Source organism: Globicatella sanguinis NBRC 15551 (assembly GCF_001552295.1).
In the GTDB taxonomy this organism is placed as follows: domain Bacteria; phylum Bacillota; class Bacilli; order Lactobacillales; family Aerococcaceae; genus Globicatella; species Globicatella sanguinis.
The window spans coordinates 1-12106 of sequence record NZ_BCQX01000069.1 but is presented as its reverse complement, the minus strand read 5'-3'; the positions used below and the strand labels follow the sequence as shown (position 1 = coordinate 12106).

Annotated in this window: 10 protein-coding genes and 2 pseudogenes; 4 read left to right on the top strand and 8 right to left on the bottom strand. The window is 35.3% G+C overall.

Translation table 11 applies throughout. The features are described 5' to 3' along the window. Positions 1–172 precede the first annotated feature (172 nt). The 7 genes from GSA01S_RS06840 to GSA01S_RS06810 form a co-directional block, all read right to left on the bottom strand. Positions 173–724: a hypothetical protein gene (locus GSA01S_RS06840; protein WP_066126076.1), complete on the bottom strand. Its 552-nt coding sequence runs from the start codon at positions 722–724 to the stop codon at positions 173–175. Positions 725–1114: 390 nt separating this feature from the next. Further along, on the bottom strand, positions 1115–1774 hold the full coding sequence (locus GSA01S_RS06835) for a nitroreductase family protein (RefSeq protein WP_066126074.1): 660 nt from the start codon (positions 1772–1774) through the stop codon (positions 1115–1117). A gap of 522 nt (positions 1775–2296) precedes the next feature. Continuing rightward, positions 2297–3034: a glycerophosphodiester phosphodiesterase gene (locus tag GSA01S_RS06830; RefSeq protein WP_066126073.1), complete on the bottom strand. Its 738-nt coding sequence runs from the start codon at positions 3032–3034 to the stop codon at positions 2297–2299. Between the two features lie 2 nt (positions 3035–3036). Continuing rightward, a complete protein-coding gene (locus tag GSA01S_RS06825) occupies positions 3037–4167 on the bottom strand; it encodes an ABC transporter ATP-binding protein (protein WP_066126072.1) in 1131 nt (376 codons plus the stop codon). 18 nt (positions 4168–4185) lie between these two features. After that, on the bottom strand, positions 4186–5040 hold the full coding sequence (locus GSA01S_RS06820; RefSeq protein WP_083513245.1) for a carbohydrate ABC transporter permease: 855 nt from the start codon (positions 5038–5040) through the stop codon (positions 4186–4188). A 3-nt stretch (positions 5041–5043) separates the two neighbouring features. Then, on the bottom strand, positions 5044–5928 hold the full coding sequence (locus GSA01S_RS06815) for a carbohydrate ABC transporter permease (RefSeq protein ID WP_066126070.1): 885 nt from the start codon (positions 5926–5928) through the stop codon (positions 5044–5046). An 89-nt stretch (positions 5929–6017) separates the two neighbouring features. Next, positions 6018–7334, bottom strand: coding sequence for an ABC transporter substrate-binding protein (locus GSA01S_RS06810; protein WP_066126068.1), 1317 nt, complete (start codon positions 7332–7334; stop codon positions 6018–6020). 339 nt (positions 7335–7673) lie between these two features. Here GSA01S_RS06810 and GSA01S_RS06805 point away from each other — a divergent pair, with 339 nt between their 5' ends. Continuing rightward, a complete protein-coding gene (locus GSA01S_RS06805) occupies positions 7674–8297 on the top strand; it encodes a bifunctional 4-hydroxy-2-oxoglutarate aldolase/2-dehydro-3-deoxy-phosphogluconate aldolase (protein ID WP_066126067.1) in 624 nt (207 codons plus the stop codon). A gap of 282 nt (positions 8298–8579) precedes the next feature. Here the strand turns inward: GSA01S_RS06805 and uxaC are convergent. Further along, positions 8580–9635 (bottom strand): annotated as a pseudogene (uxaC, locus tag GSA01S_RS06800) (glucuronate isomerase); the annotation flags it as partial. Between the two features lie 15 nt (positions 9636–9650). Between uxaC and GSA01S_RS10545 the strand changes: the two are divergent. The 3 genes and pseudogenes from GSA01S_RS10545 to nth form a co-directional block, all read left to right on the top strand. After that, positions 9651–9845, top strand: a pseudogene (locus GSA01S_RS10545) (D-mannonate oxidoreductase); the annotation flags it as partial. Between the two features lie 446 nt (positions 9846–10291). After that, positions 10292–11266, top strand: coding sequence for a Gfo/Idh/MocA family protein (locus tag GSA01S_RS06795; protein ID WP_066126064.1), 975 nt, complete (start codon positions 10292–10294; stop codon positions 11264–11266). 170 nt (positions 11267–11436) lie between these two features. Continuing rightward, on the top strand, positions 11437–12060 hold the full coding sequence (gene nth, locus GSA01S_RS06790; protein WP_066126063.1) for an endonuclease III: 624 nt from the start codon (positions 11437–11439) through the stop codon (positions 12058–12060). Positions 12061–12106: the final 46 nt, after the last annotated feature.

Genomic DNA, 12106 nt, shown 5'->3' with positions numbered 1-12106 from the left:
ATTTCTTGATTTAATATTTCTTCTTTTACTACATTTTCAATTAAAGGTTCTGTTAAATATGAAATTTCTTCTTCTCTAATATTATTGTCAGATGCAAATACTTTAGATGAGAAAATATTTATAAAAATCAAACAAAATACAAAATAGAAAATTAATCTAGAATGTTTAAGCATTATCTAACACCTGGCCCTTTCTTAACAACCATTCCACCGAAAACTGCAGTGTATCTTGGAAGCTCTTTATCTTTTTCGATATAAGTTAAAGGAAGATAGCCTACATATCCATCTTGGTCATAATATATTGACTGAGGAATATCAAATTGACTGCCATATATTCTACTTACAATTACCTTTTTATAACTAGGACTCGCAAACGCTTCGATATAATATTCAGCGTTAGGCATAATTTCATTAATCTCTAATTCTGTTAAATTTTTATTAACGTATTCATCATTTGAAGAATGTACATCGTATGAATATGTAATATTTTCGCAGTTATTATTTAATATTTCTAACATTTGTGGATACTGTTTCAAAATGTTATTTGTATCTTCGAGAGATTCGCCAATTTCAAATAAAAAATTTTTTATATTTTTGTCTTCTACATCGTATTGAGAATACTTATAGTCAATTATATTTGTTTCAGCTAAGACCGCTTTTGGAAATTGTATTAGTGAAAAAATAATGCAACAAAAAACAACTATAATACATTTATCCCTTTTCATAACAATCCTCCTCAATAATATTAATAATATAAAACCTAGAGACTAAAATAACTGTCCTCCTTTCTATGTTTTCATATAAATTATATTAGAAACAAAAAATATGTCAATTTTTAGTTAAATTTTATATTATTAACAAAAAAATAAAAAACTAACAAAAATTACTTTTTATGTTAATAAAAAAAATACTTTTATCGAGTTATACGATTCGTTCATAATTTTTAGAATGGTTTATTTAAATACTAGCCTGAGAAACTTTAGTTTAAACTATTAACTTTAATCATTAATAAATATATTAATAATAAGGATAATGTTATAACTCTTTATCATTAGATAACTTTAACTAAAAAACCATTAAAAGCAGTCTCTCCTGCTTCTAATGGTTTCAAATTTTTAAGCTAAAAAGTTAATTTTAGAATTCACATCATATCGTGTTGATTCAATTGGTTCTTCGCCTGGTTTACCAATTGAAATGGCCATAATAGGTACGAAACGTTCGCTATCAAGTTCTAAAGTTGCAACTAAATCTTTTGAATTATAGCCTGCCCACGCATTCGCTTCATATCCGTGTGCTCTAGCAACCAATAATAATTGCATTGCTAACATTGAACTGTCTAAGGTCGCATCTTTAATTAAAAAGTCGCGATCAGCTTTCTCATATAATGGTAAAAATGAATTGAAGATGGCGTCTAATTTTTCTTTGGTAATTTTTCCCTCTTCATACACTTTTGTCCAAACTTCGCGATAAACTTTATGTGAGTGAGTATCGCCTAATATAAAGATTGTAACTGGTGCTGTTTCTAATTGAGGGTAGTTAAACGGCATCGTGATTGCTTTGACTTTGTTACGAGCTTCTTCATTATCAACGACGACAAAGTGCCATGATTGTAAGTTACATGCGGATGGTGTAATTGTCGCTTCATCTAACATTTCGACGATTTCATCACGACTAATACTTTGACTAGGGTCAAATCGGCGACAAGAACGACGATTGAATACGATATCTTTATAGTCATTATTAACATAATCTCTTGCTAAAAATTTCTCTCTCATGAAAACCCTCTCCTTTTCTTATAAATTAATTTTATCACTAAGCTAATGGATTTTCAATGTATTTGTGAAAAGTTTAACTAATTTATTAAAATAAATAATAGACCAGATAGATTATTATTTCTATCCAGTCTCCTAGTATAAACTATGCTATTGTTGTCGATTGCGAGTGAACCAAAAGTAGAAAATCAAATGATTTTCGCTTCGTCTGTCCACCCTCGCACAAGTTGAGTAGGCTTCAAACAAGTCGAATGACACAGTTTGAGGTCACTCAACCACTGCGCATTTAATTAACAAACAATAACTTAATTGATTTTACCAGCTCTATCCCTAACCTCTTTAAGAAGCAGATTGAGGCCACTCAACCACTGCGCTTTTAATTATCGAACAATAACTTGACTAAATTTATTAAGTTTATGCTCAGTAGCGTACATTGAGCTACAAATACGATCTATTATGCGTGATGAAGTTGGAAAAATTTTGACTATGCCACTTCCAGGTAATTTGATCTTAAGATACTAAACATTAAGCATGAGCGACGACTTTATTAGCTAACTCTACGCGATTGGTAATGACCGCATTGACCTTTTGCGCTACCATCATTTCAAAATGTTCTTGTTCGTTGACGGTCCAGACATTGGTTTTAATACCTTTATCAGCCAAATTTTTAAAATCTTCTTTCGTTAAGCTAACGAAAACGGGATGATAATATTCAACACCATAGTGAGCACAATAGTTACCCGGCTCTAATAAGGCTGTATCCGATAAGAACCCGCAAGCAATGTGCGGTGCTTTTTCTTTCACTTCTTGGATAGTATGATGATTGAAAGATGAAATAATCACACGATCTTCAACGCTATATTTTTCAATTAAGGCAAGGGTTTTATCGACGATGCCAGGATAAACGAAAATATTATTTTTGATTTCAATATTGACCATTAAAGGTGTTTCAATTAACCATTCAAAAAACGCATCTAAAGTAGGTGCGGTAATGTCTTCATGGTTCGTTCCTTCAGGAATCTCTAGACCATTAGTGAAAGAGAATTGTTGAATTTCTTCTAAAGTTAAATCTTTTAAATAGCCCGTTCCATTCGAAGTCCGATCAATTTTTTCATCATGACAAATGACCACTTGTTCATTTTTAGTTAAATGAACATCTAATTCAATGCCATAAGCCTCATATTCAGCCGATTTTTTTAAGGCTAACATGGTGTTTTCTGGGTATAGCTCACTATAACCCCGATGTGCGATTACAAATGTCATTTTTACAACTCCTCTGCTAATTCTTTTGGTGAGAGAATGGTTTTACCAGTTGCTTTATCAAAGAGACTTAATTTTGTTAAATCCATTTTTACATGAACCGCTTGACCATATGAAATAATACGTGGCGGATTAAAACGTGCAGCGCATTGACGGATAGCATCTGGGAATTCAAAGTAAACATAGGTATCAGAACCGATTTGTTCGACATTATTAGCCGTTACCGTGAACACAGAAGAGTCATCATTCACCTTTTTATATTTAATGTTTTCAGGACGAATGCCGACTAATATTTCTTGATTGCCAACCGGCACAATTAAGCGTTCGGCGATTTCATTTGGTAGTTCAATCGTGCGATCCGATAAAGCAAATGATGGTTTACCATTCTGCATGACTAATTTAGATGATAGCATATTCATTTGCGGACTACCAATAAATTCAGCGACAAAAGCATTTGCAGGATTATGATATAAATTAGCTGGTGTGTCAAATTGTTCGACATTCCCAACCGACATCACCGCAATCCGATCCCCCATGGTCATGGCTTCGGTTTGGTCGTGGGTCACATAGATAAAGGTGTTTTTTAATTCACGATGTAAGGCCACGATTTCAGCACGCATCGACACACGTAATTTCGCATCCAAGTTAGATAAAGGTTCATCTAATAAAAACACTTTGGGATTACGCACCATTGCTCGTCCTAATGCTACCCGTTGACGTTGACCACCTGATAAAGCGCCAGGCTTCTTATCAAGAACGGGTTCTAATTGTAAGATTTTAGCGACTTCTTCGGCACGACGATAGCGTTCTTTTTTAGATACACCGGAAAGCTTCATGGAAAAAGCGATATTATCACGATTGGTCATATGTGGATACAGTGCATAAGATTGGAAGACCATCGCGATGTCACGTGCTTTGGGCGACATATTATTGACTAATACATCATCAATGAATAATTCCCCTTCTGAAATACGCTCTAAGCCGGCAATCATTCTCAAAGTAGTTGATTTTCCACATCCGGAAGGTCCTACAAAGACAATAAATTCGCCATCTTGAATATCTAAATCAATATTTTTAACTGCTTTATAGCCATCTTCATAAATTTTGGCTACTTTCTTTAACTTAACATTTGCCATTTCATTCAATCCCCTTTTCTAACCTTTAACAGCACCTGCTGTTAAACCTTTCACCATATTGCTTGAACCAACAATAAAGATTACTAAACTTGGTATCATACATAAAACAACACCGGCAATCATTAAGACTAATGATTGTGAATCGGCACTATTTAACATGGAGATACCAATTTGTACGGTACGATTACTATCTTGATTGGTCACTAATAATGGCCACATATACATATTCCAACCACCTAAGAAAGATTGAACCGCCATTGCACCGAGTGTCGGTTTAATTAATGGAATTAAGATCCTAAAGATAAAGCGTAAATCAGGACAACCATCGACTTTGGCTGCTTCATAAATTTCATAAGGAAAATTTTGTAAAGCTTGCACACATAAAAAGATATTAAAGGCTGAAATCATAAAGGGTATAATTAAAACTTTCAGTGAGTCGGTCCAACCCCATGATGAGACCATTAAAAATTGTGAAATGATAACCGATTCACCGGGAATCATCATCGTCGATAAGATTAAAGCATACAAAATACCTCTGCCCTTAAATTCTAAAAAACGAAAAGCAAAAGCTGCTAATGCTGAGGTGATAATTTGTAAAATAGTAATACTCGTTGCTACGATCATGGAATTACGGATATAAGTACCAATGGGTGCCGTCCGAAAAACATCAACGAAATTGGATAAGGTTGGACTTTTAGGAAACCAAAGGGAAGTAGGATCGTATAATTCTCCGGCTGGTTTAACCGCCATTGAAAAGCCATATAATAAGGGAAACATGACAATTAGCCAGACAACAATATTTAATACTAATCGTAACCCCATCCAAAAACGACTCCAAAATAATTCATTTTCATTAAAAGCTTTATTGCTCATGGATTACTGCTCCTTTCGACGTAATTTGAACATCACGATGGTTAACAACATGACGATAATAAATAAAATAACCGATTCTGCTGAAGCAAATCCATAGCGATAGTTCATAAAGGCATTACGATAAATATCATAGACAATGACATTAGTCGCTTGTCCAGGACCACCTTTAGTTAAAATATTAATCTGACCAAAACCTTGGAAGGCATTGATGATATTGGTCACAATCACAAAAAACAATGTCGGTTTTAATGACGGAATGGTAATATATAAAAACTGCTGAAAACCATTGGCGCCATCTACTTGCCCACTTTCATATAAGGCATCATCAATCGATGCTAAACCAGAAGAAAAATAGAGAAAATTCATGCCACTATTTAACCACCCCGTCAATACTCCGATAACTAATAAAGCTGTCTCAGGTTTAGTTAAATAATTAATATAAGTACCTAAGAGACGATTGATAATCCCTACCGTCGGATTTAACATGACTTGGAAAATCATCGCCATTCCGGCAGAAGCAATCGCCATCGGCATCGCATAGGAAGTAGAAAAGAATTTAACACCAGGAAATGATTTTTGACATAATAAGGCCGTAAAAAACCCGAGCGTCACCCCCACTACTACAACGATTACAACAAATACAAAGGAGGTTTTGACACTATTCCAAAAACTATCACTACTCAATAGTTCAGTATAATTGCCAAATCCTAAATATTCGACATTAGCACCCATATTATTGGTTAAAAACATCGAGCGATATAAGGTTTGGATAAAGGGCCAAAACATAAATAGACTCAAAATAATGATAGCCGGCGATAAATAAAGGTACCCTTTAATTTTGTCGAAGAATGTTTGTTCTTCTTTTATAATTACTACATCTTGATTCATCTTGTACTCCAATCTATAAAAAGAAAGTCAATCGAGATCAAAAGCAAGCTGCCTTTATCCCGATTGATAACTTTCCCAAACTTAGCTAACTATTGATTTGCTTTGTTATAGTTTTCGATTGCGCTATTAATTTGGTCTGCCATTGATTGAGCTGCCGCTGCTGGCTCTAATTCACCATTAAATACTTTTTCAACTTCATTTTCAAAGATTTGACGGGCTTCTTGGGCTACACCTGATAATGCGCCTTGGTCTTCTGGTTTAGCATCATGTAATTGATCGATTGCGGTTTGGAATTGCGGATATTCTGCTAAATTGTCCTTGAAGACTTGTTCATCATGAGCACCAATATTTACTGGGAAGTACCCTGTGTCAACATTCCATTGAGCTTGAGCTGGTGCTGATACTAAGTATTGGATAAAGTCCCACGTTGCTGCTTTACGAGCGTCATCTCCTGATTCAATCATCCATAATGAAGCCCCACCGATTGAAACGCCACCTTTATCTTCCGCATCAATACCAGGATAATAAGCTACACCCACTTCAAAACGTCCGTCAACTTCAGTTAAGATTTGACGTAAACTAGCAGTTGAACCAAAGGTAATCGCAGATTGACCGGCGATAAATTCTGGTTGTCCTCCAGTACGACCGACGTTTGGCATCATACCGCTGTCTACCCCTTTTTTCCACATCGTTAAGATTTTTTCCATCCCACCATTATCGATAAAATCAACTGCCGTTGAAGGTTTGTCACCACGACCATTGGCTTCATTGAAAATGTCTTTTTCCATTTTGTTAAACCATTGATCAATCCACCAACCATAGATGGAAACAGTTGCTGGCATTGGGGCTCCCGCTTCTTGTAATTTAGGGCCAATTTCAATAATTTCTTCTAAAGTGGTCGGTACTTCGACACCCGCTTTTTCAAATAAATCTTTGTTGTAGTACATTAACGGTGTCGAAGAATTAAATGGCATTGAATTTAATTGACCACCGATTGTATAGTAAGCTAATAAGTTTGGCTCTAATTGAGATAAATCAAATTGAGATTCATCGACAAATTGTTGGACCGGAACCGTTAATCCTGAATCAATCATAAAGGTTGATCCAACCTCAAACACCTGAACTAAGTCAGCACCTACTTCTGAACCAGAAGCTGTAGAACGTAATTTAGTTAACGTTTCATCATATGAACCTTGATATTGTGCATCGACGATTACTTCTGATTGAGAAGCATTGTATTCATCGACTAATTTTTGTAAAGCTTCTCCAACACTACCACCCATTCCATGCCAGAATGTAATTTTTGTTGGTTCAGCCGCATTCACTGTTTGATTAATCGGTAAAACCGCACTTGAAAGTGCAATTGATGAAGCCGCTAAAACTAATTTTTTCATCCATTTTTTCATCTATCATAGACCTCCAGAATAAAGTTCGAGTACTGTTGCACCCGTTATTGAGTATCTAATTTGCAATAGCTAAAGTCAATTGACTTCATTAAAAACTCATCAGAAATTTACGCATCATTTACAATGTCCGAAATTATTTTACATTATTTTCAGAAATTTGATTTGACGTTTACATTTCTCGTTATGTTAACTGCTGTAAAAGTGGTATCACTGATGAACGTCTAAACGAGTCATTCTTGTCAAAAATATATTAATTACTGATATTTTAAAGGGTTTACATTTACACGAATGCTGGATTGTGATAAAATTTTTATATAGATGAATAAAGGAGTGATCTAGATGGTATTAGAACAATTGAAAGATAATTATATTTTTGCAGTCATTCGTGGTAAATCAGCCGATGATGCACTGGAAATTGCCCGTCATGCAATTAAAGGTGGCATCTTTAATATGGAAATCACCTATACAACACCGGATGCATCTGCTGTCATTAAACAATTAAAAGAAGAATTTAAAGACGATCGTCGTGTGGTGATTGGTGCAGGAACGGTGATGGATTTAGAATTAGCGAAGAAATCAGTAGCTGCCGGAGCGGATTTTATGGTAAGTCCCCATCTTGATCCTGAGATTTTAGCTTATGCTAAAGAGGCGAAAGTCGAATACTTCCCAGGATGTGGAACGGTCACTGAAATTGTGCAAGCAATGAACGGTGGGGCTAACATTATCAAATGCTTCCCTGGTGGCGTCTTAGGACCTAATTTTATTAAAGATGTTCATGGACCGATTCCAGAAGTTAATTTAATGCCTTCCGGTGGTGTTTCATTAGATAATATTGCTACCTGGAAGAAAAATGGTGCCTGTGCTGTTGGGGTTGGTTCTGCCCTAGCCTCTGATGTGAAAGAACATGGTTATGAAAGTGTGATTACTAAAGCCAAAGCCTTTGTAGCAGCTTGTCACGCTTAAGATGATTTTTCGGTACTTAATAAGCTTAACTTTTTCGCTCGGTCTTTATCTACGATGAAAGAAGAGTTAGTAAAATGTTAGCTTGCCCTTTTCAATCAAATAATAAAAAATGACTCCCTTAATTAAAGCGGTACTGTGGTGAAGTACGCTATAATTGAGAGAGTCTTTTTAATTGAGGTCTATTATATAATAAGATAAAAGCATTAGTCTAACACAATAATATCTCTTATCTCTTCGTTAAACTTTCGTCAAATCGTCATTTATCTAAACAACGACAGCTAATTATTTATCTGTATTTTTGGTGAAGTAATTTACAGCATTGTAGTAACAAATATTTTGAACTAAAGTCTTTAATAATGATTCATCATTTGGAATTTTACCTGCATCGACTTGTTCACCGATAAATTGGCACAAAATACGGCGGAAGTATTCATGACGTGGATACGATAAAAAACTTCTTGAATCGGTTAACATACCGACAAAATTCATTAAAAGTCCTTGATCAGATAAAGCAGCCATTTGAGCGCGCATCCCACGTTCGGTATCATTAAACCACCAACCAGAACCTAATTGTAATTTAAATTTGATGCCTTTATCATTACTTTGGAAGTTAGCTAAAGCACTGCCAATAACATCATATTGCGTTGGATTCAATGGGTATATAATCATCTTAGGTAATCCATTATTTTGATTCATTGCATCGAATAATCGGTTTAATCCACTTGCATCATTACTCGAGTCACGAATAGAGTCAAATCCAGTATCAGGTCCTAATGTTTCAAACATTCTAGTATTATTATTACGTAAAGCACCAAAATGAATTTGCATCGCCCAATCATAATCCGCATAAAGTTTTGCTAAATCGACTAATAAACGACTAGTATATTGGTTCACTTCTTGTACAGTGAGTGTGTCCCCATTTAATCCTTTGGCAAAAATTGACTCTATTTCTTCATTAGTCGCTCCGACATAATTGACTTCTTCTAAAGCATGGTCTGAAGCAACAGTTCCCACTGAATCAAAGAATGCGATACGTTGAGCTAAAGCATCAACAAAATCTTGATAATGATTGACCTTTTTATCAGCTACTTTACCAATTAATTGCACATATTCATTAAACGTTGGATCGTTCACTTTTAAAGCTTTATCTGGTCTAAATGAAGGAACGACTTTTGTTTTGAAGGAATCGTCCTCAGCAATTTGTTGATGGAATTCTAAAGAATCTTCTGGACTATCGGTCGTACCAATTAGAGCGACATTTGATTGATTAATAAAATAACGAGTCGTCATTTGCTTTTCTTTAATTTGTTTGTTTAATTTTTCAAAAATTTCCTCACCATTGTCAGCTGTGGTTTATTATTTAATGAAGATGGCACTCCAACTGCATGTGCTAACAAAATCTTAACCAATACCCAAATGTGTCGCTTTGGAGAAGCGGAGGAACTAGTCGGTGGTACTTTCTTCTTAGCCGACGAAAACTTAGCAAGTTTTGTTAATGGTGTTTTTTTACCGATTGATGGTGGTTTTGCTGCCTACTCCGGTGTTTAATAAACTGATTTAAATCATATTCCTTCCTCCTACACACAATTTTATAAGGAATATATTTAATGATGACTAATAATCAATTGTACAAGGGTTTCTACTCCCCTTCTCACAGTTGATTATTAGTCTTTTTTTGAGAGTGGAGCAGAAGTAGAAAATTGAATAGTTTTCGCTAGTCTATTCACCCCCACATAGTGGGGAGTGGACAGTTAAGTAGGTCTCAAACAAGTCATTTAGACGTAGTTTGAGGCCATTCAACCACTGCGCTTTTTATTATCGAACAATAATCCAACTAAATTTATCAATCTTATGCCCAGCCCCTATTGAACTGTATTATTAGTAGTGTTGTAGCCATGATTACCATTTCCTCATTAAAACACTTTCATTCTTTTTTACTATTAATTATGAATAGTTTATAATAGAGTTATTATTAATTGAAGGTGGTTTTTTAGATGGTAAAAGTAGGTATTATTGGTGCTGGAAATATTGCGCGTAAAATGGCACATACGATTAATTGTGAAGAAAAAGCAACAGCGTATGCTGTAGCCGCACGTGATTTAACGCGAGCACAGGCATTTGCTGATGAGTTTGATTTTGAAAAAGCGTATGGATCCTATTTAGAATTAGTGGAAGACCCTGAAGTCGAATTAGTCTATGTCGCAACGACTCATAACTTCCATTATGAACATTGTAAATTAGCGATGAATCATGGTAAACATGTTCTTTGTGAAAAAGCTATTACGATTAATGCCAATCAATTAGCTGAATTAATCAAATTAGCCCATGAAAAACAAGTTACCTTTATGGAAGCCATTTGGAGTCGCTTTATGCCACTGCAATTAAAATTAAAACAAATGCTAGATGAAGGTGTGATTGGGACGCCGCGTTTAATTCAATCTAATCACGGCGCATTGCTTGAAGATAAGGAAAGAATGTATCGTCCGGATTTAGCTGGCGGTGCCTTGTTAGACTTAGGGGTCTATAATGTTCATTTTGTGTTGCAAATGTTTGGTAATGATTATGCCACTGTTAGCTCCTCAATGGATTTAACCGATGAAGGAGTTGATCGTACTACCGCCATTACCCTCACCTTTCCAGATGGACGGATGGCTCAAATGTTAACAACAATGGCAACTATGCGCTACACCGATGTCTTAATTATTGGTGATAAAGGAATGTTCAGAATTGAGGGTTCTAATCATATTGATGTGATGCGTCTGTATGACCAAGATAATCAATTAGTCGAAACTTATCAAAGACCCGCTGATAATGGTGGCTTTGACTTCCAATTGCGCGAAGTGATTCATTTAATTGAACAAGGTAAAATTGAATCAGACATTGTATCTTTAGAGGATTCATTAGTTGTCATGCGTTTAATGGATACAGTGCGAGCACAACATGGGTTTAAGTATCCTGAAGAAAAATAAGCATTATTGACAAAACGTGCTAAGGGTGAGAATATAGGTAAGTGAATGGCCTTATTCTCACCTGCCTTTTTATACTATTTTATATAACTTATAATGTATAAAGTGCAAAAAAATGAGAATATACCTCAAATATAAATAAAAAAGATAAGATTATTTTTAAAGGAGTCATAATGGTTTTATCAAAAAAACGCGCAAGAAAAGTAATTGAAGAAATTATTGCCCTATATCCTGATGTCCCACCTAGTTTAGATTTTACCAATCCGTTTGAATTAGTGGTGGCCGTTACTTTAAGTGCTCAAACAACTGATGTGGCAGTCAATAAAGTAACCCCTGCCCTGTTTGAACGATTTCCAACACCAAAAGCGTTGGCTTCAGTGCCCCCAAGTGAAATCGAGCCCTATATCGCTACTTTAGGACTCTATCGCAATAAAGCCCGATTTTTACATGAATGTGGTAAACAATTAGTCGAGAATTTCAATGGCGAAGTCCCACAAACGCGAGCAGAATTAATGAGTTTATCTGGAGTTGGTCGTAAAACAGCCAATGTTGTACTAAGTGTCGGTTTTGGCATTCCGGCATTTGCTGTTGATACTCATGTCACCCGCATCTGTAAACATCATGACATTGTTAAAAAATCAGCCACTGCCTTAGAAGTTGAAAAGAGAGTATGCGATGTACTCCCACCTGAATTATGGCTGAAAGCTCATCAAGCGATGATTTATTTTGGACGAGAGATTTGTCATCCGCGTAATCCCCAATGTCACTTATACCCTCAATTATACGAATTTGATTAAAAAAACGTCCCTTACTATTAGTAAAAGACGTAAAATGAGAGTGGGC

What these genes read in the sequence shown, in the direction of transcription:
- GSA01S_RS06830 (WP_066126073.1), bottom strand. Translation starts at nt 3,034, where the DNA reads ATGACATTTGTAATCGCACATCGGGGTTATAGTGAGCTATACCCAGAA.
- GSA01S_RS06820 (WP_083513245.1), bottom strand. Translation starts at nt 5,040, where the DNA reads ATGAGCAATAAAGCTTTTAATGAAAATGAATTATTTTGGAGTCGTTTT.
- GSA01S_RS06795 (WP_066126064.1), top strand. Translation starts at nt 10,292, where the DNA reads ATGGTAAAAGTAGGTATTATTGGTGCTGGAAATATTGCGCGTAAAATG.
- GSA01S_RS06840 (WP_066126076.1), bottom strand. Translation starts at nt 724, where the DNA reads ATGAAAAGGGATAAATGTATTATAGTTGTTTTTTGTTGCATTATTTTT.
- nth (WP_066126063.1), top strand. Translation starts at nt 11,437, where the DNA reads ATGGTTTTATCAAAAAAACGCGCAAGAAAAGTAATTGAAGAAATTATT.
- GSA01S_RS06835 (WP_066126074.1), bottom strand. Translation starts at nt 1,774, where the DNA reads ATGAGAGAGAAATTTTTAGCAAGAGATTATGTTAATAATGACTATAAA.
- GSA01S_RS06815 (WP_066126070.1), bottom strand. Translation starts at nt 5,928, where the DNA reads ATGAATCAAGATGTAGTAATTATAAAAGAAGAACAAACATTCTTCGAC.
- GSA01S_RS06810 (WP_066126068.1), bottom strand. Translation starts at nt 7,334, where the DNA reads ATGAAAAAATGGATGAAAAAATTAGTTTTAGCGGCTTCATCAATTGCA.
- GSA01S_RS06805 (WP_066126067.1), top strand. Translation starts at nt 7,674, where the DNA reads ATGGTATTAGAACAATTGAAAGATAATTATATTTTTGCAGTCATTCGT.
- GSA01S_RS06825 (WP_066126072.1), bottom strand. Translation starts at nt 4,167, where the DNA reads ATGGCAAATGTTAAGTTAAAGAAAGTAGCCAAAATTTATGAAGATGGC.